The following is a 22125-nucleotide window of genomic DNA, read 5'->3' as shown; positions in this document are numbered from 1 at the left end:
CCTCGGTCAGTCGACAGCGCCCCGCTCTGCAGGGCGCCGAAAGGCGTGAATTGTGCCGTGCCCGCCAGAGGCGGCCGCTCAGGGCCTCATTGCAGCTGGCCGGTCTGCTCGGCAGCGGCGCGCACGGCGGCGTAGCCCGCATCCTTGGTTTCGGTGTAGCGGTGGGCGCGCTGGGCTTTCAGGATCTCGCGCCCGCCCTTGACCGCCTCCAGCACCAGCATCCCGCCGGTGATCGCCTTGCGGCTGCCTTCGGGCAGGTCGGCGAGCACCGCCCAGGTGTGGTCGGTGTAGACCGGCGTGGTGAAGAAGACCTTGAGCGCCGCGGGATCGACCTGCTTGTCGGCCACCAGCCGCTCCCAGGTCGCCAGTCCCAGCGCACCGGCCTCGGCCTGGCCGGCGACCACCGCGGCCACCACCGCAGCCGCGTTCGCGGCAGGCACGGCGGTGAGGTCCGCGTCCGGGCGCAGCTTGGCCGCGATCAGGGCGCTGCGGGGCATCAGGTTTTCTGCGGTGCTGGCGCTGGGGCCGAGGCTGAGCGTGCGGCCCTTGAGGTCGGGCAGCTTCTTGATGCTGGAACTGGCCTTGGTGATGAAGACGGAGCGGGCCTTCTGGTCTTCCTCGCGCTGCACCAGCGGCACGACGCGGTCACCCGCGCGCACGACGGCCTGCACATAGGACAACCCGTTCAGCCACACCAGATCGGCCTCGCGGTTGAGCAGCGCCCGCACCGCAAAGGCCTCGCTGGCCACGGGCACCCACTTCACGCGCATCTTGAAACGCGTCTCCAGGAACTGCCCCAGCGGCTCGAAGCGCACCGCCTGCTCGGCCGGCGTCGTCTCGGGCGCCATCGCCACCCGCAGCACGGACTGCGCCTGTGCCGCCAGCGCGGTGCCGGTCAGCAGCAGTGCCGTGCCCAGACTGCGCGCCACGGGCGCGATCCGTCGAATCCATGTGCTCATCGTTCACCCCCGGTACCAGATGGCCCGATTGTGCCGCGGGTGCACCTTTTTCAGATCAGCGCGACAGGCTGCGCAACTCATCCAGGGTGTTGGCATTGAAAAACCCGGCCGCGTCCCCCTCCCGGTCGAACAGGACCTGGGCGCAGCGGTGCTGGCCGGTCCAGCGGTCGATGCGGCGCTGGCCGCCCGCCATGAAGGCCACCAGGCTCTCCATCAGCCCGGTCTTCATCAGGCAGAAGACCGGGTGGGTCTGCAGCGTGCCGTCCGCCTCGCGGGTGACGGCCATCGCCAGATCGGCGTCCTCCGCCTGCAGCGCGGCCGACAGTCGCACCACCAGATCGGCCGGAAACTGCGGCGAGTCGCAAGGCACGGTGACGAGGTAGGCCGTCTCGCAGCGCTCCAGCCCGGCGAGGAACCCCGCCAGCGGCCCCGGAAAATCGGTCGTCGCGTCCGGCCAGACCGGCACGCCCATCGACTCGTAGGCGGCCAGGTTCCGGTTGGCATTGACCATCAGGCTGCCGACCTGCGGCCCGAGGCGCAGCACGGCGTGCAGCGCCAGTGGCATGCCCTGGAAGTTCTGCAGGCCCTTGTCCACCCCGCCCATGCGGCTGCCGCGGCCACCGGCCAGGACCAGGCCGGTGATCTCCTGCGGATCGATCGCGCTGCGCACGTTCATGGCCACGGTCATGCTCAGGCCTCCAGCAGGTCGAAGCCCTGCGTCTCGATGTCGAGGAACACCCGGGTGAGCTGCGCCACCGCGCGCCAGATCTGCGCCCGCGGATGGGCGTCGACGGCGTCACACAGGTCGCCGACCCAGGTCTGCAGATGGCCGCGGAAGAAGCGCCGCTGCTGCTCCAGGTTGCACACCGCGATGTCGTCGCCCGCGATCAGGAAGCGCATCACCTCGCAGCCGTAGGCGATGTGGTCCTCGGTCTCGCCACGGCCCGGATCACGGGTCAGGCCGAGCGCGGCCAGGTCGGTGCGCAGCGCGGCCAGCGGCTTCTCGTTGAGGAAACCCGCCAGGTAGAACGAGCCGTAGAGGAACACCTCCGGCTTGCCCACCCCGCCGAACAGCGCGTCGTACTCGTCGGCGGCGGTCTCCGGTGTGGTGGCACGCAGCGCCGAGACCAGCGCCTGCCACGGCGCTTCGAGCAGGCCGCCCTCCGGCGTCTCGGTGACCACCACGCGGAACCGCGCGAGCAACTCGGCATCGGGTGGCGCCATCCACAGCCGCGCGAGCAGGCCGTACAGCTCGGCGCGGGCAAGTTCCTCGCTGTGGTCGGCGCTGGCGAAGCTCAGGGCGCGGAGGTCGTCGTTGTTCATGGGGCTCGGCTCAGGCTCAGTAACGGGGCGTGCCGCGCGGCACGTCGGTGATGCGGACTTCGCTGGCATTGCTGTGCAGGTCGATCACCCGGCAGTCGCCGCACATCTTCAGCCGCTCGGCCGCCGCGCCCTGGAAGGCCGGGTGCGCGGACAGCTTGGCCATCATGTTCTCGATCACCTTCAGCGTGCCAAACGGCTTGCTGCAGCGGATGCAGCGGAAGGGCTCGACCTCGTGCAGCACCCGCGGCTGGCGGCGCGCCCGGCCCTCGTCGGCCAGCAGCAGGCGCGGCACCAGCGTGATCGCGCCTTCCGGGCACGTCGTCTCGCACAGCCCGCACTGCACGCAGTTCTTCTCGGTGAACCGGAGCTGCGGGCGCTCGGGGTTGTCGGCCAGCGCGTTCTCGGGACAGGCGCCAACGCAACTCAGGCAGAGCGTGCATTTGGCGGTGTCCACCAGCACCGCACCGAACGGCGCACCGGCCTTCGGCAAGGCGACCACATCGGCCGGCGCAGGCGCGTGGGCGCTCAGGTGGTCGATCGTCAGGTCGAGTGTCGCGCGCTTGTCGGCCTGGGCGACGATGGGCGTGGGCTGCGCGACAACCTGGGCGGGTGCGCTGCGCAGCGCGGCGTCGAGCGCGGCCAGGTCGCGGGCGTCCCGTGCCTCGATCAGCTTGAAGTGCTCGCCCGCGTAGCCCAGCCCGGTCAGCAGCGCCTGCGCCACCGCCATCTGCTCGGCCAGCGCGGCGCGGTACTCGGGCGCTTCTTCGGCGGTCAGCAGCACGAAGACCTGGCTGGCGCCCTGCGCGATCGCGGACAGCCACAGGTCGATCCCGACACTCGCCGTGTGCCACACCGCCACCGGCAACACCCGCGCCGGCACGCCGTGCACGGAGCGGTCGACCCGCGCCGCGCGGCCGAGATCGTCGATCAGCTTGGCGCCCGCCTGCTCGCTGTGCAGCAGCAGCGCCGCATTCTGTCCACCCGCGCGGGCGTAGGTCGTGATCAGCCGGTGCAGCCGCTTGCCCTGGTCGACCGGGCCGGGATAGGCGAAGGTGAGCGCCCCGCTAGGGCACACCGTCGTGCAGGCGCCGCAGCCCGCGCACAGGTGCGGCTCGACGACGATGCCACCCGCCAGCTCGGTCTTCGCCTTGCCCTTGCGCGAGGCGTCGCTGGAAATCGCGCTCGTCGAGCAGACGTCGATGCACGCGGTGCAGCCGATCTGCTCGTTGCGGCTGTGGGCGCACAGGCGGTGCTGGTAGTGGAAGAACTTCGGCTTGTCGAAGGTGCCGACCAGCTCGCGCAATTGCAGCACGGCGTCGAACAGGCGCTTCGGCTCGGCGGCGCCACGCACGCCCTGCGGCACATGGAAGTAGCCCTGCGGCGGCTGGTGCTGCGAGAACGCCGGGGTGTCGCGCAGGTCGAGCACGAGGTCGAAGCGCTCGTCGGTGACCAGCGGCGCGCGGTTGAAGTCGATCGCGCCGGCCGCGTCGCAGACCTGCACGCAGTCACGGTGGCTCTTGCAGCGGCTCAGGTCGATCTGGTAGCGGAAGTCGATCGCGCCTTCCGGGCAGGCGTCGAGGCAGGCGTTGCAGCGGGTGCAGAGATCGAGGTCGATCGGGTTCGACGACGACCACTGCACCTCGAACGCCCCCAGCCAGCCGCGCAGCCGCGTCACCCGCCCGGCGAACACCGGCAGGTCGCGGCGCTGCGCCAGCGCGCCGTCCACGCCCGCCGCCTCGTCCACCAGCAGCGTCACCGCCAGCCGGTCGCGCAGCATCGCTGCCGCCGACTGCGCCGCGTCCGCCCCGCCGATCACGAGGCAGCGCCCGGCCGAGTGGAACGGCACCGTCGTCACCGGCTGCACATCCGGCATCTGCGCCGCGGCGATCAGCGCGGCGAGCTTCGGCGTGGCCGCCTTGGCGTCGCGGGACCAGCCGCCCGTCTCGCGCAGGTTGACGAAGTGGATCGGGCGCTCGTCGGTGCTGGGGGCGCCCGCGGTCTCGGCGTTCAGGTCGAGAAAGAGCTGGCTCTCCTGCGTGCAGGCCACCAGCAGCGCCTCGCCCGGACCGGTGGACTTGGCCGCGCGCTGGAAGGCGCCCGCCTCACGTCGGCACAGCAGGGTGTGCGTCGTCTCCAGCCCGTCCGCGCTCGCCCCCGGCGTGCGCATCAGCGTCCGGGCAATCGCCCCCGAGTCCAGCGGCATCGTCCGGTTGCAGTCGCACAGCAGTGTTTTCATCGGCGGGGTTCTCGTCGTCGTCTTTGTCTTCGTCGGCAAACAGGCCGAGCACCTTGGACTGCGTCATCTGCCGCAGCATCGCCAGCGGGATCGGGTCCGGCAGGCCGTAGTCCTCGATGTAGGTGTCGAGGCCGTCCATCACATTGAAATGCGGATCGGTGAACAGCGTCTTCAGCGCCGCGTTCTTCACCGAGGGATCGACGCCGCGGGCGACGAAGCGGGTGAAGTCGGAGGCGGGGGTGAGCTGCGCGACATCGGCCAGCGTCGGGGCGGGCTGGGCGGGCGGCGGGGGCACGGCGGCCGGCGCTGGCGCGACGGGGACAGGGGCCACCGGCGCCACGGGCCTGGCGGCCACGGCCGGCATCGGCGGCACCTCCGCCACCGGCGCGCCCTGCCGCACCTGCACCTTGCGCCGCGACCAGCGCGACAGGAAGCCGCCGTCGGGTTCCGGATCGGTCGCCATCGTCAATCCCGCTGGTCCGGCGCGACGAAGGACACCGGCCGGCGGCGCTTCTTCGGCTCGGGCCGGTAGTGCGCGTCGGTGTAGGCCTGCAGCCAGTCGCGCACCTCGGCGGGCAGCGGCCGGTTGTCGACCCGCTCCTGCGCGTCCAGCAGGCGCCCGGCTTCGTTGTAGGACAGCGTGACCCGCTCGGGCCAGGCGCGCGACGGGTCTTCCTCGTCGATGCGCCACATCACGAACCAGACCGGCGCGCCCGAGGTCAGGTTGAGGAAGTAGCCCTCGCCCTCGTCGCGGCGCAACTCGACCGGCAGGCCGGGGAACAGGAACTGCGCCGCCTTGCCGTCGTCACGCAGCAGGCGCGGCGTGTCGCCGTATTGCCCGTCGTCCAGCGCCACGTCGGCCAGCGTGAAGCGCCAGTCTTCCCAGCGGCTGGGCTGGTGCTGCCGGTCGATCACCACGGCCACCCGGATCTGCGTCGGTGGCGTCGGCGGCAGCGCCGTATGTTCTGGGTCGGTCCGCATGAATATGTCGACAAGGGCTCGGTAATTCACGCGCAGTCTACAGGCCACCCCCGAGAAAACATCAGCGTTGCCCCTGAGCGACGAGGGAGTTTCCGGGGCTGCACCCTGCGCAGGAACCCGGTTTCCCCTCTGCGCCCCGCACGCGCGACAGATTGTCCGCACCCTCCCCGCAGGGTTTTCAAACCCGCACGACAAATTGACGAACAGCGCGCGACAAACTGTCGCGAACCCCTAAGGATTGACCCTTATTGTTCGCCTTGCATAACCGCAACCTAATCACTGCAGTCCACGCTGCCGGAGCCCGTTCGATGAGCCAGTCCCCCACCCCCGAGCGTCCCACGCTGACCCGTCGGCGCGTGTTTGCCGGCGTCGGCACCGCCGGTGCACTGGCCGCGGTCGCTGCCGTGCTGCCGGGCCAGCACCCCGCGCCCGCGCCCGTCGCCGCCCTGCCCAAGCCCGCCCCGGACACCGGTGGCGGCTACCAGTTGACCGAGCACGTCCGGCGCTACTACCAGACCGCCAAGGTCTGAGGATCCCAGGAGACACCCCCCATGCTGCTCACCCGCCGCGCCACCCCGTCCACGCCCGGATCGTCCCCTTCCCCGCTGGTGTCCAGCCTGGCCCGCGGCATCGGCCGGGCGATCCCGACGCTGGACCGACGCACCTTCCTGCGCCGCTCCGGCCTGGGGGTCGGCGCCGGGCTGGCCGCGTCGCAGCTGACGCTGGTCAAGCGCGTCGAGGCGGCCGATGCCGCGTCCACGGCCACCGGTGGCGCGAAGAAGGTCGAGGTCAAGCGCACCGTCTGCGGCCACTGCTCGGTGGGCTGCGCGGTGGACGCCGTGGTGGAAAACGGCGTCTGGGTGCGGCAGGAGCCGGTGTTCGACTCACCCATCAACATGGGCGCCCACTGCGCGAAGGGCGCGGCGCTGCGCGAGCACGGCCACGGCGAATACCGGCTGAAATACCCGATGAAGCTGGTGGACGGCAAGTACAAGCGCATCTCCTGGGACGAGGCGCTGAACGAGATCAGCGCGAAGATGCTGGAGCTGAAGAAGCAGAGCGGGCCGGACTCGCTCTTCGTCGTCGGCTCGTCGAAGCACAACAACGAGCAGGCCTACCTGCTGCGCAAGTGGATCAGCTTCTGGGGCTCGAACAACACCGACCACCAGGCGCGCATCTGCCACTCCACGACCGTCGCGGGCGTGGCCAACACGTGGGGGTATGGCGCGATGACCAACTCCTACAACGACATGCAGAATTCGCGCTCGGCGATCTACATCGGCTCGAACGCGGCAGAAGCGCACCCGGTGTCGATGCTGCACATGCTCCACGCCAAGGAGACGGGCTGCAAGATGATCGTGGTCGATCCGCGCTTCACCCGCACCGCGGCGAAGGCGGACCAGTACGTGCGCATCCGCTCGGGCTCGGACATTCCCTTCCTGTTCGGCGTGATGCACCACATCTTCAAGAACGGCTGGGAGGACAAGAAGTACCTCGAAGACCGAGTCTGGGGCATGGACAAGGTGCGCGAGGAGTGCCTGACCAAGTGGACGCCGGACAAGGTGCAGGAGGCGTGCGGCGTCGATGAGGCGACCTGCTTCCAGGTGGCCAAGACGCTGGCCGACAACCGCCCCGGCACCATCGTCTGGTGCATGGGCCAGACGCAGCACACCATCGGCAACGCGATCGTGCGGGCGTCGTGCCTGCTGCAACTGGCGCTCGGCAACGTCGGCAAGTCCGGCGGCGGCACCAACATCTTCCGCGGCCACGACAACGTGCAGGGCGCCACCGACGTCGGCCCGAACCCCGACTCGCTGCCCGGTTACTACGGTCTGGCGGAAGGCGCGTGGAAGCACTTCGCCAAGACCTGGGGCGTCGACTTCGAGTGGATCAAGAAGCAGTACGCGCCCGGCATGATGACCAAGTCCGGCATGACGGTCTCGCGCTGGATCGACGGCGTGCTGGAGAAGAACGAGCTGATCGACCAGGACAGCAACCTGCGCGGCCTCGTCTTCTGGGGCCATGCACCGAACTCGCAGACCCGCGGTCTGGAGATGAAGAAGGCGATGGACAAGCTCGACCTGCTGGTCGTGATCGATCCCTTCCCGAGCGCCACCGCCGCGATGGCCGCGATGCCGGGCAGCAAGGACGATCTGAACGCCAACCGCGCCGTCTACCTGCTGCCGGCCTGCACGCAGTTCGAGACCAGCGGCTCCTGCACGGCCTCGAACCGCTCGCTGCAGTGGCGCGAGAAGGTGATCGAGCCGCTGTGGGAATCGCGCACCGACCACATGATCATGTACCAGCTGGCCGAGAAGCTCGGCTTCGGCGCGGAGCTGGTCAAGAACTTCAAGATGGTCCCGGGCAAGGGCGGCCTGATGGAGCCGGAGACCGAATCCATCCTGCGCGAGATCAACCGCAGCGTCTGGACCATCGGCTACACCGGCCAGAGCCCGGAGCGCCTGAAGGCCCACATGCGCAACATGCAGGTCTTCGACGTGAAGACGCTCAAGGCCAAGGGCGGCATCGACAAGGAAACCGGGCTGAACCTGGACGGCGAATACTTCGGCCTGCCGTGGCCATGCTGGGGCACGCCGGAGATGAAGCACCCCGGCTCGCCCAACCTCTACGACACCAGCAAGCACGTCATGGACGGCGGCGGCAACTTCCGCGCGAACTTCGGTGTGGAACGTGACGGCACCTCGCTGCTGGCCGCCGACGGCTCGCACTCGCTGGGTGCGGACCTGACCACCGGCTACCCGGAGTTCGACCACCTGCTGCTGAAAAAGCTCGGCTGGTGGGACGACCTGACCGAATCCGAGAAGACCGCGGCGGAAGGCAAGAACTGGAAGACGGACTCGTCGGGCGGCATCATCCGCGTGGCGATGAAGGTCCACGGCTGCCACCCCTTCGGCAACGCCAAGGCACGCGCCGTGGTCTGGAACTTCCCCGACCCGATCCCGCAGCACCGCGAGCCGCTGTACTCGACCCGCCCGGACCTCGTCGCCCAGTACCCGACCCACGACGACAAGAAGGCGTTCTGGCGCCTGCCGACGCTCTACAAGTCGGTGCAGGAGAAGAACAAGGACATCGGCAAGACCTTCCCGCTGATCATGACCTCGGGCCGGCTGGTCGAGTACGAAGGCGGCGGCGAGGAGACCCGCTCGAACCCCTGGCTGGCCGAGCTGCAGCAGGAGATGTTCATCGAGATCAATCCCAGGGCGGCCAACGACCGGGGCATCCGCAACGGCGAGGACGTCTGGGTCAAGACACCGCCGATGGCTGCAGTGCCGGAGTTCAAGGGCCTGCGCGTGAAGGCGCTCGTCACGGAACGGGTCGATGAAGGCACGGTCTGGATGCCCTTCCACTTCTCGGGCCGCTGGGGCGGGGCTGATCTGGCCGCGTATTACCCCGAAGGCGCGATGCCCGTGGTGCGCGGCGAGGCGATCAACACCGCCACGACCTACGGCTACGACAGCGTGACGATGATGCAAGAGACCAAGACCACGGTCTGCCAGGTCGAAAAAGCCTGAACGGAGCACCCACATGGCCCGAATGAAATTCATCTGCGACTCGGAGCGCTGCATCGAGTGCAACGGCTGCGTCACCGCCTGCAAGGCCGAGCATGACGTGCCCTGGGGCGTGAACCGCCGCCGCGTCGTCACGCTCAACGACGGCATCCCCGGCGAGAAGTCGATCTCGGTGGCCTGCATGCACTGCAGCGATGCGCCGTGCATGGCGGTCTGCCCGGTGGACTGCTTCTACCGCACCGACGAAGGCGTGGTGCTGCACGACAAGGACGTCTGCATCGGCTGCGGCTACTGCTCCTACGCCTGCCCGTTCGGCGCGCCGCAGTTCCCGAGCAACGGCACCTTCGGCCTGCGCGGCAAGATGGACAAGTGCACCTTCTGCGCCGGCGGGCCGGAGGAGAACACCAGCCAGGCCGAGTACGAGAAGTACGGCCGCAACCGCCTGGCCGAGGGCAAGCTGCCGGCCTGCGCCGAACAATGTTCGACCAAGGCGCTGCTGGGCGGCGACGGCGACGTGGTGGCCGACATCTTCCGCACCCGCGTGATCCAGCGCGGCAAGGGCAGCGAAGTCTGGGGCTGGGGCACCGCCTATGGCAAGCCGGCCGGTGGCGCCACCCCCGCCGCACCGGAGGCCGCCAAGTCATGAACACCGCACCGATCACCCGTGGCGCGCTGACGCTGGTCGCCGCACTGACCGCCGTGGCCGCGCTGGCGGGCTGCAGCGAGCGCACGCAAGAACTGCAAGCCAAGAAGCCCGATCAGGCGCCCTATGCCGGCGGCGACAAGACCGCGTGGGAGTCGCAGATCAAGACGCGCAACCAGAACCAGAACGAGTACGTCCGCGCCCCCGCGCGGCCGTGAGGAGCAGCGATGTCCAAGCTGATCCGTCCCCTCGGCGCCCTGCTGGTCGCCGCTGCGCTGCTGGCCGGTGGCACGGCGGGCGCACAAGCGGGTGATGCGGCGTCGGCCCCGGCGCTGTCCGGCGCGCCAGCCGGCTATGTCGCCCCCGCCGAGCCACGCCCCGGCGACACCGCCGCCGAGCGCCGCACCAGCCAGCCCGGCAACAATGCCCCCGTCTGGCGCGCAGCGCGCGAATCCGGCACGCAGCCGGGCTACACCTCGCTGCCCGGCGCCGAGAAGGGTGTGCTGATCCAGCCGCTCGTGCAGTACCCCGGCGCCCGCATGACCACGGCTGGCGAGGCGTGGCGGCAGGTGCGCAACCAGTGGATCCTTCCGTATGGCGGCTCGCTGCTGCTGATCGTCGCGCTGGCGATCGGGCTGTTCTACTGGCGCAAGGGCGCGCTGGGCGGCCACGAGCCCGACACCGGCCGCATGATCGAGCGCTTCACGCCGCTGGAGCGCGCCGCACACTGGACCAACGCCGCGGCGTTCGTCGTGCTGGCGCTCTCGGGCATCGTGATGGCGTTCGGCAAGTTCTTCCTGCTGCCAGTGCTGGGCCACACGCTGTTCGGCTGGCTCACCTACGTGCTGAAGAACGCCCACAACTTCGCCGGGCCGCTGTTCGCGGTGTCGCTGACGGTGGTGATCCTGATCTTCGTGAAGGACAACATCGCGAGCAAGGCGGATTTCGTCTGGCTGTCGAAAGCGGGGGGCATGTTCAGCGACCAGCAGATCCCGTCACACCGCTTCAACGCCGGGGAAAAGGGCATGTTCTGGTGGGGCGTGACGATTCCGGGCCTGGTCATCGCCGCCTCCGGGCTGGTGCTGGACCAGCTGGTGCCCGGCTTCGGCGCGCTGCGCGGCGAGATGCAGATCGCGCACATGGTGCATGCCACTGCGGCCGTGGTGATGATGGCCATCCTGACGGGCCACATCTACATGGGCACCCTCGGCATGAAGGGCGCCTACTCGGCGATGCGCACCGGCTACGTCGACGAAGGCTGGGCCAAGGAACACCACGAACTCTGGTACGACGACGTGAAGGCCGGCAAGATCCCCGCCCAGCGTTCCACCCCGGTCGCCTCGTCGGTGGCGCCCCAACCCCACGCGAGTCGACCCGCATGAAGCGCACCCCTCCCCGCACCACCACGTTCGCCTTGCTGCTGGCCGCGCTCGTCGGCGCCGCCGTCGCCAAGCTGCCCGCGCCGAGCGACGAAGCCAAGGCCAAGGCCGCCGAAGCCGCTGCCAAGACCGCCCACGCCGGCAAGGTCGACGCCTACAAGCTCTGCCTGTCGATGGACAAGGTGGCGGCCGACTACCACGCCAAGGCCAAGGCGGCCGGCAAGGACGTCAGGCCCGCCGCCGAGACCCCCGCCTGTGCGGACCCGGGCGCCTTCGTCTACACGCCGCCCGGTGCTGCGTCCGCTCCGGCGGCAGCCACCTCCGCACCACCCGCCGCGGCCTCCAAGGGCTGAGGACCGACGCCATGGCCCACGCAGCGCCTTCGCTCGACCGGCTCCCCGACGTGCCCCGCATGACCGCGGCACGCGACACGCTGCTGCGCGAGATCGAGGTGATGGACGAGTACGGCGAGCGCCGCACGATCTCCATCCCCGCCGAGCGCCCGCTGACCATCTTCGTGGACAAGCGCGAGGTGGTCACGCTGATGACGCTGGGCGCGAGTCCGGAACTGCTCGTGCTGGGCTGGCTGCGCAACCAGCGTCTGGTGCAGGATCTGGCCGACATCGCCTCGATCACGGTGGACTGGGACGTGGGCGCCGCAGCGGTCTACACCCGCTCGGGCATTCCGGACCTCGACACCCGCACTGGCCGGCGCGTCGTCACCACCGGCTGCGGCCAGGGCACCGTCTTCGGTGACGTGATGGAGCAGGTCGACGCCATCCGCCTGCCCGACGCCCGCGCGGCGCGCATCCGCCAGGGCACGCTCAACGGCCTGCTCGACGTGATGCGCCAGCAGGACAGCATCCACCGCAAGGCCGGCTCGGTCCACGGCTGCGCGCTGTTCCAGGGCACGCAACTGCTGATGTTCATCGAGGACGTCGGCCGCCACAACGCGATCGACACCATCGCCGGCTGGATGTGGCTGCACGGCGTGGACGGCGGCGACAAGACCTTCTACACCACCGGCCGGCTCACCAGCGAGATGGTGATGAAGGCTGCGCACATGGGCGTGCCGATCGTCGTCTCGCGCAATGGTGTCACGCAGATGGGGCATGACCTCGCGACCCGGCTCGGCATGGCGCTGTTCGGCCGGGCGGCAAACCGGCATTTCCTCTGCTACACCGGGTTCGACCGCTTCGACTCGGAGCCCGAGGTGCACCGGGCCGCCGTGCGCGTCGTGGCGGGCTGACGCCCCGGCCGGTCAGGCGTTCGGGAACTTCAGACCGATCCGCGCCGCCGCCACCACGGCCTCGGTGCGCGAACCCACGCCGAGCTTGCGGAACAGGCCGAGCAGGTGGGTCTTGATGGTGGACTCGGCCAGGTCCAGCTCGCGGCAGATCACCTTGTTGGACTGCCCCGCCGTCAGCAGGCGCAGCACGTCGACCTGTCGCGGCGAGAGCCCCAGGCGGTCGATGGCTTCCTCGGAGCGGTCCTCGTCAGACTGCGTCAGTTCGGGCAAGGGTGCCACGGCCCGGTAGACCGCGGGCGGCAGGTAGATGCCGCCACCCAGGACCACGCGCAGGGCCTGCTCGACCGCCTGGCCGCGGGTCGTCTTGGGAATGAAGCCGGCGGCGCCCTCGTTGAGCGCGGCGATCATGGTCTCGACATCGTCGCTGGCGGAGAGCACCACGATGGTCAGCTCGTCCGACACCGCGCGCAACTGGCGCAGGGTCGGCAGGCCCTGGCTGTCGCGCAGGCCGAGGTCGAGCAGGACCAGTTCGATGTCGGGCTGGGCCGACAGATGCGCCAGCGCGGCAGTCAGGCCATCCGCCTCGCACATGGTCACCTCCGGAAAACGGGCAGCCAGCAGCAGCATCAGTCCGGACCGGAACAGCGCGTGGTCGTCGACAAGCAGGGCCTTCATCGGGAGCGGCAATCGTGATCGTGCGTCGAATGGACGATCACTATAGCCAGCCCGATGGCATTCAGCTTGCCCCGTGTCAAGTCAGAGACATTCTGTCTACCGTTTGTTTAATGTGATGCGCCCGGTCAGCGCCATCGCGATCTCCAGCTCGTCGCGCAGCAGCCGCAGCACGTGGGCCACGCCGTGCGCGCCGTTCACCGCCAGCGCCTGCACGACCGGCCGCCCGATCAGCACCGCCCGTGCGCCCAGCGCCAGCGCCTTCAGCACATCGGTCCCGCGCCGGATGCCGCCATCGACCAGCAGCGGCAGCTCCGCGCCCACCGCGTCGGCGATGGGCGGCAGCAGCGTGGCGGTGGCGGGCAGCGTGTCCAGCGTGCGCCCGCCGTGGTTGGAGACGACCAGCCCGTCCGCGCCGACCGACAGCGCCAGCCGCGCGTCCTCGGGATGCGTCACGCCCTTGAGCAGCAGCGGCAGCCGGGTCTGCGCGCGCAGCCAGGCGACATCGTCCCAGGTGGGCGTGTCGGCGAGCAGGCCGTCGAACAGCGCGCTCTGCCCCGCCGCCAGCGTCCGCGCCGGGCGCGGGGGCAGACCGTCGAGATGCACCGCCCGCACGCCCGGCGGCAGCCGGAAGCCCGCGCGCCGCTCGCGGTCACGGGCGCCCTGCACGGGTGCATCGACCGTCAACACCAGCGCCGAGCAGCCGGCCGCCTCGGCGCGCCGCACCAGATCGAGCGTGAAGCCACGGTCGTGCTGGAGGTAGAGCTGGAACCACAGCGGGCCGGCGTCCGGGTCGGTGCAGACGATGCGGGCGACGTCCTCGACTGGCACGGACGACTGCGTGCTCAGCACCATGCCAGCCTGCAGCGCCGCGGCGGCCTGCGCGGTGGCCAGTTCGCCATCCGGGTGCGCCAGCCGCTGGTAGGCGACCGGCGCCAGCAGGATCGGGTGCGCCAGCGTGCGGCCGAACAGCGTGACCCGCGTGTGCGCGCCCGCCATCGGCCGCAGCACCCGCGCCGACAAGGGAATCTCGCGCCACGCCTGCACATTGGCGGCCAGCGTCAGCTCGTCCGCCGCGCCGCCCTCGAAGTAGGCGCGGGCGTTGTCGTCCAGCCGGTCGCGGGCGAGCGCGGCGTAGTCGGCCAGACAGACCGGCGCAGCGGGCGGGCTGGCGGGGTTCATGGCGCCTCGGGCTGGCTCACGAAGCCGACCTTGGTGAGCCCGGCCTTCGAGGCGTCGGCCAGCGTCTGCGCCACGTGGCGATACGCCACGGCCTGGTCGGCGCGCAGGTGGATCTCGGGCTGCACCGGCTGACTCCCCTCGGCGAGGAAGCGCGTAGCCGCCTCTTCGCGGGTGACGCGCTCGCCGTTCCAGTAGCGCTGGCCCTCGGCGTCGATCGCGAACTCGATCTTCACCGGCACGGGCGGGTTCACCTGGCTGCTCGCCTGCGGCAGCTCCAGCTGGACGGAATGGGTCAGCAGCGGCGCCGTGACGATGAAGATGACCAGCAGCACCAGCAGCACATCGATGAGCGGCACCATGTTGATCTCGGACACCGGGGCGCCGGACTGCTGGCGGTCGAAACTGGCGAAGGCCATGGGAGGGGCTCCTTCAGGCGGCGACGGTGGTGGTGGATGTGGCCGCCGGGACCACGCTCAGGGTCGATGACGGGCGCAGCGTCGAGCCGGTGGACAGGAAGGTCAGCAGTTCGAACGCGAAAGCGTCGAGCCGGGCGTTGAGCACGCGGTTGCTGCGGTGGATCGTGTTGTAGGCGACCACCGCCGGAATCGCCACCGCCAGTCCGATGCCCGTCATGATCAGCGCCTCGCCGACCGGGCCGGCCACCTTGTCCAGCGTGCCCGCCCCGCTCATGCCGATGGCCAGCAGCGCGTGGTAGACGCCCCAGACCGTGCCGAACAGGCCGACGAACGGGGCGGTCGATCCGATGGTGGCGAGCGTGGTCAGGCCGTTCTCCAGCCGGGTGGTCTCCTCGTCGAGCACCTTCTTGATGGTGCGGGTGACGAACTCCTGCGACGTGCCGGCCTCCTGCAGCTTGGCGGCACCGTACCGGGCGTGGTGCGCCTGGGCGTGGATGGCGTGGGCCGCGAGGTGCCCGAAAGGATCGGTGGCGCCATGGACGCGGATCTCGGCATCGACCTCGTCGAGCGAGCGGGCGTTCCAGAAGAAGGTCAGGAACTGGTCGCTGCGGCGTCGGCGCAGCACCTGTGTCACGCCCTTGATGGCGATCAGCGCCCACGAGGCGACCGACATCAGCACGAGGATCGCCAGCAGCGTCTTGCCGACCGCGTCGGACTGGGTAATGAAATGGCCAAAGCCCATGGGGTTCTCCTGTGAATCTCGGGAATCGGTGAAATCAGTCTTCCAGCTCGAATGCCAGCGGCATCGCGATCCAGAACTCGAACGGCACCCCGTTTTCAGTGCGCGGCTTGACGCGGGCGGTCATCGCCGCGCGCAGCGCCTGCTGGTCCAGCCGGGTGTGGCCGGACGAACGCTGCAGCACGGCCTGCTTCGGCACGCCACGGGTGTCGATCAGCGCCCGCACGACGACGGTGCCCTCCTCCTTCAACCGGCGCGAGGCGAGCGGGTACTCGACCTCGGGCAACCGCACCCAGTCGCTGTCGGTCAGCACGACCTGGCGCGGGGCGGCCGGTGCGGGTGCGGGCGGCACCGGGGGCGCGGTTGGTGCGGGCGGTGCAGGAGGAACCGGCGGCGCTGGTGGCGCAGGCGGCGTGGGCGGGGCTTCCGGCGGGCGCGCAGGCGGCGGCTCGGGCGGTGGTGGCGGCGCGGTGAAGGCCGGAACGGGCGATGGCAACGGGGGCGGTGTGGCCGCGATGACGGGCGTTGGTGGCGGGGGTGGCAACTTCGGTTGCACCTTCGGCACAGGTGGCGGCGGCGGCGGGGCCTGGGGCGTCGGGGCGATCAGGTCGACCATCATCGGCGCCACCTCGGCCGCTGCCTCCCGCACGGCGGGCACCTGCAGCAGCGCCCAGCCCGCCAGCAGGTGCGCGCCCAGCATGGTGCCGAGCAGCACCCGCTTGGCACCGGGGCCGAGCGCGTCGGGAGAAACAGCGGAATGCAAGGTCGTGTCCATCGGGATGAGGCTCAGGTGTCCGCCCACTGGCGCAGCAGGTTGTGGTACGTCCCGGTCAAGCCGACGACGCCGGGGTCGGTCTCGCCTACCGTGCTGCGCAGGTGGACGAGGAAGCGGTCCATGTCGTGCAGCAGGCGGCGCTGCTCGTCGCTGCGCACCAGGCTCTCGATCCAGAAGAAGCTCGCCACCCGGACACCGCGCGTGACCGGCTCGACCCGGTGCACGCTGGTGCCCGGGTAGAGCACCAGGTCGCCAGCGGCCAGCTTCACCCGCTGCTCGCCATAGGTGTCGTCGATCACAAGTTCACCGCCGTCGTAGTCCGACGGGTCGGCCAGGAACAGCGTGGCGCTCAGGTCGGTGCGCACCCGCTCGCCGCGGCCGGGCGTGTAGCGGATGGCGTTGTCCACGTGGGCACCGTAGGTGTTGGCCGCGCCGCCGTAGCGGTTGAACATCGGCGGGAACACCCGCTTGGGCAGCGCCGCCGAGAAGAACACCGGGTGCCGCTCCAGCGCCCCGAGCACCATCGACTGCAGCGCCTGCGCGGGGGCGCAGGTGACGGGCAGTTGCTGGTTGTGCTTGACCTGCAGGGCCTGGGTGCCCGCGGTGGTCGCGCCGTCGGTCCACGGCGCATCCTCCAGCAGCGCACGGGCGCGGGCCAGGGCGTCGGCGTCGAACACGCCAGGAATGCGGATCAGCATCGCGGTGTGCCCCGGGTCAGAACTTCAGCGAGCCGGTGACCTGCACCAGCCGCCCGGCGCCCGGCACGTAGTGGCCGGTGTAGAGCGACTCGGCGTACAGCTTGTTGGTCACGTTGGACACGTTGGCCTTGAGGGTGAAGTCCTCGCTGACCGCGTACTCGGCCATCACGTCGCCGGTGATGTACTTCGGCGCGGCCCAGCCAGGGTTGCGGTTCGGGGACATGCTGCTGCGGGCGTTGAGGCCACCGCCGATCCGCAGCTTGGGCGTGAGCTGGTAGGTGGTCCAGACCGTGCCGCTGTGGCGCGGCGTCAGCGACGGGCGCGAACCCTGGGCCTCGGTCTGCACGCAGGTGACGGTGGCGCTGGCGGTACACGGCACGGCCACGTCGATCTTCGCCGACGGCAGCCACATGTACGAGCCGAACACCTCCCACGCCGACGTCAAGCGCCCGGCCAGGTCCAGCTCGACCCCCGCCACATGGCGCTTGCCGGACAGGGTGACGAGGTTGACGTCCGGGTCGGTGTTGCGCTCGTTGAGCTTGGTGGAGCGGAACACGGCGAAACGGGCGTTGAACTTGCCGTCTTCGGAGGCGAGGTTGCCGCCGAACTCCAGGTTGATCGCCTTCTCCGGCGGGGTGTTGACGTTCTGCGCACTCAGCGAATAGGCATCACCCGAGGTGTTGAACGAGGTCGCGCCGGAGACGTGGAACGACAGCCGGTCCGACGGCTGGAAGATCACGCCCGTGCGGTGACTCCACTCGGAGATCTCCATGCGGTAACTGGTCGTGGTGACCGGGCTGACTGCAGCCGTCGGGATCGCGTGGGTGTCGTATTCACCGACCAGCCGGTCGTAGCGCGTGCCGGCCAGCACCTTCCACATCGGCGCGATCTGCACCAGATCCTGCGCATAGAAACCCAGGCCGCGCGAAACGTATTCGTTGGCCAGGCGCAGGCTGCGCACGCTCTCGTCGATCCCGACGCCATCGTTCGGGGTGCCGACCGTCGTCGTTGCCTTGGCGGGCACGACACCCCCCTGCGCCGCGGTGAGCTGCGCGTAGACCTTCTTCTGCTCCACCGCCACGTCGGCCCCGGCCATGACCTCGTGCTTCACGCCCAGTGCGTCAAAGCGGCCGGCGTAGTCGGTCTGCGCATACAGGTTGCGCACGTTCTGGATCTTGAGCTGCGTGCCGCGGGTGAAGATGGTCGCGTCACCGAAGTTCGCCAGCGAGTTCGACGTCGGGCATTGCGGGTTGGTGACGACACCGGTGGTGGCATTGACCGTCCGGGTGCACAGACGCACGGTCGACGCGCGCTGGTCGCGGTCGAACTCGCCCAGCCGCACCTTGGTCGTCAGCGTCGATGTCGCCGAGAAGCGGTGGACATGGCCGAAGCCCGCCATCGTCGCTTCGCCGCGGTTCTTGTCGCTGGCCATGCCGTAGTAGGCGCTCGGGTCCAGCGGCAGCAGCGTCGTCTCGGCCACGCCCGAGGTCGCGGTCGGGCGGATCCACGGCATGCCGTAGTTCATGCCGTTGTCGTTGTCGAGGTGGGAGATGGACAGCGAGAACTCGTCGCGCTCGCCCATGCCCCAGCGGTAGGTGCCCGCCAGACCCGTCTTGTCGATCGACGACCCCGCGCCGTTGTTGTCGGCCGTGGTGTTCATCACGCCCAGGCGCAGCGCCGAACTCTCGCCGGTGCGGAGGTTGAAGTCCCCGACGACGCGCTGGTAGCCGTGGTTGCCCACGGTCACATCGATCTGGTGTTCGTTGATCAGGCGGGGCGCCTTCGTGACCTGGTTGACCGCGCCGCCAGTGGAGCCGCGCCCGAACAGCATCGACGCCGAGCCGCGCAGCACCTCGACGCGGTCGAGGAAGAAGGTGTCGCGGTCGTAGAACGCCGGGTCGCGCATGCCGTCGATGAAGACGTCGCCGGTCGACTGCAGCGGCAGACCGCGCAGGCGGATGTCTTCTTCACCGCCCTCGGCGGCCAGGAAGCTGATGCCGGCCGTGTTCTTGAGCACGTCCTTCATGGTGTCGAGGTTGCGGTCGTCGATCAGCTTCTCGGTGACCACGGTGACCGACTGCGCCACGTCACGCAGCTCCTGCGTGCCCTTGCCGATCGTGGTGGTCACGGCGCGCACGCTGGTCTTGCCGCCGTCCTCGGCCTCCTTCTTGCCCTTGACGGTGATCTTGCGCAGCGTCGAGACCTCGGCCACGGGCTCCGGGGCTGCAGGCATGGCGGTCTGGGCGTGGGCAAGACCGGCCATGCCGAAGCCGGCGGCGAGTGCGCCCAGGGGCAAGGCCGTGGCGAGCAGGCGGCGTCCTTGCGGCGCAGAAGACGAGACAGACGGAGTGGAGCAGCGGGACATGGCAGACGGATCCAGGAAGTTCGGAGGTGGACTCAAGGGGGGTGCGGTTCCTGGCGTCTGCTGGGGGCACTGTTTTTAAATGATATTCATTCTCATTAACATTGCAAAACAAGGGCTTGATTTCGTCGTGGACATGCAACATCAGATACCCCTTGATGTATAGCAACCTGCACCAGGAAGCTCCACGGCTCAATCGACTCCATCTCTTGCCGCTGCCCCCGCACCAGAAAGAACCTCGACCATGGCCACCACCAGCTACCGCGACCTGACGCAGACCGTTTCCCGCCAGCTCGGCACCCTGCGCACCAGCACCCCGGACGTCATGAAGGCGTTCAGCGACCTCGGCCGCGCCGCCACCGCCGACGGCGTGCTCGACAAGAAGACGAAGGAGTTGATCGCACTGGCACTGAGCGTGGCCGTGCGCTGTGACCCCTGCATCGGTTTCCACACGCAGGCGCTGGTCAAGCTCGGCGCCACCCGCCAAGAACTTGACGAGACGCTGGGCGTGGCGACCTACATGGGCGGTGGACCGTCGCTGATGTACGCGGCGGCGGCCGTGGCGGCGTTCGACGAGTTTGCCGCGGCCGCCAAGACGGCCTGATCCACTCAGTCCGTCCGACCCGGCGTGTCGGACTCCAGACTGCGCAGCAGCCCGGCCGCGCTGGGCCGGTCGACGAAGACACAGCGCTTGCCGGTGCGCTTGCAGTGCGACTTGACGCGCCAGTAGGCGCCGTGGCTGATGCAGCCGGTCTGGCAGATCACCAGATCAGCGGCCTCCAGATGGGCCTCCAGCCGGGCAGCGCTCTCCTCCTCGCCACCGTCATGGTGCAGAAAACGCGCCCCCCGGACCTCGATCTCCTGGCGGTAGATCGGCACGCTCGCCGGGCGACCGCCGACGCAGAGCACGGCCTTGTCCTGCAGGTCCAGCGCAAGCCCTGGCATCGACGCCGAAGCAGGTGCCGACACCAGCTCCAGCCCTGCCGCACAGTGCACCAGCCGACGCTCCAGGCGGCGCACCTGCTGCTGGCTGCTGTCCAGTGCTTCGGACAGGGACTGCAGACGCTGCTGCTGCCACTCCAGCCGGTACGCCAGATTCAGCCGCGCCTGCGCCACCGAGGCGGATCCCTGCAGTGCGGCCAGATCGTCCTGCAAGCAGGCGATCCGGGTGTCGCGCGCCAACAGTTGCGCACGCAGCCGGACCAGCTCGGCCTGCTGGCGCTCGATCTCCGCCGCCTTCTCGGCCATCTGACGGGTGACACGCGCCTGAATGGCGGCCAGCTCGCGGGTCAGCACCCCGTTCTCGCTGGCCAGTTCGTGCAATCGGCGGGCATCGACCCGCACGCCCGTCCCCACCTGGTGCTGCAGCATGTGGATGTCCCGCTGCACCTGCTCCTCCAGCGCAGCATCGCAGCTGGGATGGGTCAGCGTCACCCACAGTGCTGCGCCGACCTCGCTGCCGAACGTGGCCTCGCGCCAATACACTTGCAGCGCCTCGACAGTGCGCAGCGTGCGGGCCTGCCGGATCGCCGCGGCATAGCGGGTGTCCAGCTCGCGCTGCAGACGCTCCGCCAGTTCGCCACGGCTGGCGCAGGCATTGATCGCCCCGCAGTGCAGTTCGTAGTCATCGGCCAGCACACGCTGCCCGAGCACCTTGTCGGCCAGACGACGCAACTGCTCGATCGGCACACAAGTCCCCAGGACCGGGCAGAAGACCGCCCTTGGCAATTCCCAGAGCCGGCGACGGCGCGAGGACTGGGCACCCGGCGACAGATCGACGGGCTCACCCGCCACCGCAGGCACCCTGGCCGCCAGTCGGCTGGCCACGGCAAACGCCGGATCCGATTCGGTTTCGGGCGCGTGACGGGACGACGCCACGAGCGACACCAGATTCAAGCCGCGTTTTGGTCGGTCTGCAGAACACATCGTCGGGAACCTCCTTGGTTGCGTCTGGGGCTACTTCGTCAGGATGAGCTTGCCCAGCGCGGTCACGCGCAGGCGATAGACCGCCCCGCCGTGGTCGATCTCGACCTCACGCTGTCCACCCAGCAGCGACTGGCTGGACAGGCGCACAGCGACGGGCGGGGATGCACGGTCCTGCACGGGGGCGTCCAGGTCGGGTGTAGCGCCGAGGACATCGGCGGTCAACGGCGCAGGGAAATGGGGAATGGATGCGGAAGACATGCCATCATGTTAATGAGAATCACTATCATCCGCAATGAATGGTTGCACAGCCATCGATAGCATTCAACTATCGGAGGACCAAGATCAAACAATTGGAACGATCTCGCCGCAGCCCCTAAGATTTCATCCAGCGCGGCGCACACTGCCACCCGTTCCTCCCAACCCGCGAACCAAGGAGTTCTCGCATGTCCCTGATCAACACCCAAGTCCAGCCGTTCAAGACCACCGCCTTCCACAACGGCAACTTCGTCGAAGTCTCGAACGAGAGCCTCAAGGGCCACTGGTCGGTCCTGATCTTCATGCCGGCCGCGTTCACCTTCAACTGCCCGACCGAGATCGAAGACGCTGCCGACAACTACGCCGCCTTCCAGGCCGCCGGCACCGAGGTCTACATCGTCACGACCGACACCCACTTCTCGCACAAGGTGTGGCACGAGACCTCGCCGGCCGTCGGCAAGGCCACCTTCCCGCTGGTGGGCGACCCGACCCACACGCTGACCAACGCCTTCGGCGTGCACATCCCGGAAGAAGGTCTGGCGCTGCGCGGCACCTTCGTGATCAACCCGGACGGTGTCATCAAGACCGCCGAGATCCACTCGAACGAGATCGCCCGTGACGTCAAGGAAACGCTGCGCAAGCTGAAGGCCGCCCAGTTCACCGCCGCCAATCCCGGCCAGGTCTGCCCGGCCAAGTGGAACGAAGGCGCAGCCACGCTGACGCCGTCGATCGACCTCGTCGGCAAGATCTGATCGCACGCTGACCGTCACCGTCTTTCTCCCTCCCCCAGCGGGGGAGGG

24 protein-coding genes are annotated in these 22125 nt (G+C 69.4%); 9 read left to right on the top strand and 15 right to left on the bottom strand.

Going from position 1 to position 22125, the window contains the following annotated elements:
- Window positions 1-86: 86 nt before the first annotated feature.
- From phnD to BDD16_RS13865, 6 genes are all read right to left on the bottom strand, one after another.
- Window positions 87-929 (bottom strand): phosphate/phosphite/phosphonate ABC transporter substrate-binding protein, encoded by an 843-nt coding sequence (gene phnD / locus BDD16_RS13890; protein ID WP_180552496.1) that lies wholly within the window; start codon window positions 927-929, stop codon window positions 87-89.
- 85 nt (window positions 930-1014) lie between these two features.
- The gene (gene mobA / locus BDD16_RS13885) at window positions 1015-1635 is read right to left on the bottom strand and encodes a molybdenum cofactor guanylyltransferase MobA (protein ID WP_179636152.1); all 621 of its coding nucleotides are present in this window, start codon (window positions 1633-1635) and stop codon (window positions 1015-1017) included.
- A 14-nt stretch (window positions 1636-1649) separates the two neighbouring features.
- On the bottom strand, window positions 1650-2282 hold the full coding sequence (locus BDD16_RS13880; protein WP_179634498.1) for a TorD/DmsD family molecular chaperone: 633 nt from the start codon (window positions 2280-2282) through the stop codon (window positions 1650-1652).
- Between the two features lie 16 nt (window positions 2283-2298).
- Window positions 2299-4485 carry a 4Fe-4S dicluster domain-containing protein gene (locus tag BDD16_RS13875; protein ID WP_246332786.1) on the bottom strand — a complete coding sequence of 729 codons (2187 nt, stop codon included), beginning with the start codon at window positions 4483-4485 and terminating at the stop codon, window positions 2299-2301.
- The gene (locus BDD16_RS13870) at window positions 4385-4981 is read right to left on the bottom strand and encodes a DUF3306 domain-containing protein (RefSeq protein ID WP_246332550.1); all 597 of its coding nucleotides are present in this window, start codon (window positions 4979-4981) and stop codon (window positions 4385-4387) included. The genes BDD16_RS13875 and BDD16_RS13870 overlap by 101 nt, the downstream gene beginning before the upstream one ends.
- 2 nt (window positions 4982-4983) lie before the next feature.
- Window positions 4984-5499, bottom strand: coding sequence for a DUF3305 domain-containing protein (locus tag BDD16_RS13865; protein WP_179634496.1), 516 nt, complete (start codon window positions 5497-5499; stop codon window positions 4984-4986).
- A 308-nt stretch (window positions 5500-5807) separates the two neighbouring features.
- Here BDD16_RS13865 and BDD16_RS13860 point away from each other — a divergent pair, with 308 nt between their 5' ends.
- Genes BDD16_RS13860 through BDD16_RS13830 form a run of 7 tightly spaced genes read left to right on the top strand, consistent with a single transcriptional unit; the run spans window position 5808 to window position 12300 of the window.
- Window positions 5808-6029 carry a formate dehydrogenase gene (locus BDD16_RS13860; protein WP_179634495.1) on the top strand — a complete coding sequence of 74 codons (222 nt, stop codon included), beginning with the start codon at window positions 5808-5810 and terminating at the stop codon, window positions 6027-6029.
- A 21-nt stretch (window positions 6030-6050) separates the two neighbouring features.
- Complete coding sequence (locus BDD16_RS13855) at window positions 6051-9032, top strand: formate dehydrogenase subunit alpha (RefSeq protein ID WP_179634494.1); 2982 nt, start codon at window positions 6051-6053, stop codon at window positions 9030-9032.
- A 13-nt stretch (window positions 9033-9045) separates the two neighbouring features.
- Window positions 9046-9675 carry a formate dehydrogenase FDH3 subunit beta gene (fdh3B, locus tag BDD16_RS13850; RefSeq protein WP_179634493.1) on the top strand — a complete coding sequence of 210 codons (630 nt, stop codon included), beginning with the start codon at window positions 9046-9048 and terminating at the stop codon, window positions 9673-9675.
- Window positions 9672-9890, top strand: a complete 219-nt coding sequence (locus BDD16_RS13845) for a hypothetical protein (RefSeq protein WP_179634492.1) — start codon at window positions 9672-9674, stop codon at window positions 9888-9890. Before fdh3B ends, BDD16_RS13845 begins: the two co-directional genes overlap by 4 nt.
- Window positions 9891-9908: 18 nt before the next feature.
- On the top strand, window positions 9909-11054 hold the full coding sequence (locus BDD16_RS13840; RefSeq protein ID WP_246332785.1) for a formate dehydrogenase subunit gamma: 1146 nt from the start codon (window positions 9909-9911) through the stop codon (window positions 11052-11054).
- The gene (locus BDD16_RS13835; protein ID WP_179634490.1) at window positions 11051-11404 is read left to right on the top strand and encodes a hypothetical protein; all 354 of its coding nucleotides are present in this window, start codon (window positions 11051-11053) and stop codon (window positions 11402-11404) included. Before BDD16_RS13840 ends, BDD16_RS13835 begins: the two co-directional genes overlap by 4 nt.
- Before the next feature lie 11 nt (window positions 11405-11415).
- Entirely contained in the window at window positions 11416-12300 is an 885-nt protein-coding gene (locus tag BDD16_RS13830; protein ID WP_179634489.1) for a formate dehydrogenase accessory sulfurtransferase FdhD, read from the top strand.
- Between the two features lie 12 nt (window positions 12301-12312).
- Here BDD16_RS13830 and BDD16_RS13825 read toward each other — a convergent pair whose 3' ends face one another.
- The 7 genes from BDD16_RS13825 to BDD16_RS13795 form a co-directional block, all read right to left on the bottom strand.
- Window positions 12313-12975, bottom strand: coding sequence for a LuxR C-terminal-related transcriptional regulator (locus BDD16_RS13825; RefSeq protein ID WP_179634488.1), 663 nt, complete (start codon window positions 12973-12975; stop codon window positions 12313-12315).
- A 96-nt stretch (window positions 12976-13071) separates the two neighbouring features.
- On the bottom strand, window positions 13072-14154 hold the full coding sequence (locus tag BDD16_RS13820; RefSeq protein WP_179634487.1) for an alpha-hydroxy acid oxidase: 1083 nt from the start codon (window positions 14152-14154) through the stop codon (window positions 13072-13074).
- Window positions 14151-14570 carry an ExbD/TolR family protein gene (locus BDD16_RS13815; protein WP_179634486.1) on the bottom strand — a complete coding sequence of 140 codons (420 nt, stop codon included), beginning with the start codon at window positions 14568-14570 and terminating at the stop codon, window positions 14151-14153. The genes BDD16_RS13820 and BDD16_RS13815 overlap by 4 nt, the downstream gene beginning before the upstream one ends.
- Window positions 14571-14583: 13 nt before the next feature.
- A complete protein-coding gene (locus BDD16_RS13810; RefSeq protein ID WP_179634485.1) occupies window positions 14584-15312 on the bottom strand; it encodes a MotA/TolQ/ExbB proton channel family protein in 729 nt (242 codons plus the stop codon).
- A gap of 34 nt (window positions 15313-15346) precedes the next feature.
- Window positions 15347-16084, bottom strand: a complete 738-nt coding sequence (locus BDD16_RS13805) for an energy transducer TonB (protein WP_179634484.1) — start codon at window positions 16082-16084, stop codon at window positions 15347-15349.
- Window positions 16085-16095: 11 nt separating this feature from the next.
- Window positions 16096-16782 carry a Fe2+-dependent dioxygenase gene (locus tag BDD16_RS13800; protein WP_179634483.1) on the bottom strand — a complete coding sequence of 229 codons (687 nt, stop codon included), beginning with the start codon at window positions 16780-16782 and terminating at the stop codon, window positions 16096-16098.
- A 16-nt stretch (window positions 16783-16798) separates the two neighbouring features.
- On the bottom strand, window positions 16799-19147 hold the full coding sequence (locus BDD16_RS13795; protein ID WP_179634482.1) for a TonB-dependent receptor: 2349 nt from the start codon (window positions 19145-19147) through the stop codon (window positions 16799-16801).
- A 241-nt stretch (window positions 19148-19388) separates the two neighbouring features.
- Between BDD16_RS13795 and BDD16_RS13790 the strand changes: the two genes are divergently transcribed.
- Window positions 19389-19748 (top strand): carboxymuconolactone decarboxylase family protein, encoded by a 360-nt coding sequence (locus tag BDD16_RS13790; RefSeq protein WP_179634481.1) that lies wholly within the window; start codon window positions 19389-19391, stop codon window positions 19746-19748.
- Between the two features lie 5 nt (window positions 19749-19753).
- On the opposite strand, the gene BDD16_RS13785 is transcribed toward BDD16_RS13790, so the two are convergent.
- Together BDD16_RS13785 and hemP are read right to left on the bottom strand one after the other, a co-directional pair.
- Entirely contained in the window at window positions 19754-21070 is a 1317-nt protein-coding gene (locus BDD16_RS13785) for a DUF2325 domain-containing protein (RefSeq protein WP_179634480.1), read from the bottom strand.
- Window positions 21071-21100: 30 nt separating this feature from the next.
- Entirely contained in the window at window positions 21101-21328 is a 228-nt protein-coding gene (hemP, locus tag BDD16_RS13780) for a hemin uptake protein HemP (RefSeq protein ID WP_179634479.1), read from the bottom strand.
- A gap of 185 nt (window positions 21329-21513) precedes the next feature.
- On the opposite strand from hemP, the gene ahpC reads away from it, so the two are divergent.
- A complete protein-coding gene (ahpC, locus tag BDD16_RS13775; protein WP_179634478.1) occupies window positions 21514-22077 on the top strand; it encodes an alkyl hydroperoxide reductase subunit C in 564 nt (187 codons plus the stop codon).
- Window positions 22078-22125: the final 48 nt, after the last annotated feature.

Source organism: Sphaerotilus montanus (assembly GCF_013410775.1).
GTDB lineage: Bacteria > Pseudomonadota > Gammaproteobacteria > Burkholderiales > Burkholderiaceae_C > Sphaerotilus > Sphaerotilus montanus.
This window is presented reverse-complemented; position numbering and strand designations above follow the sequence as displayed.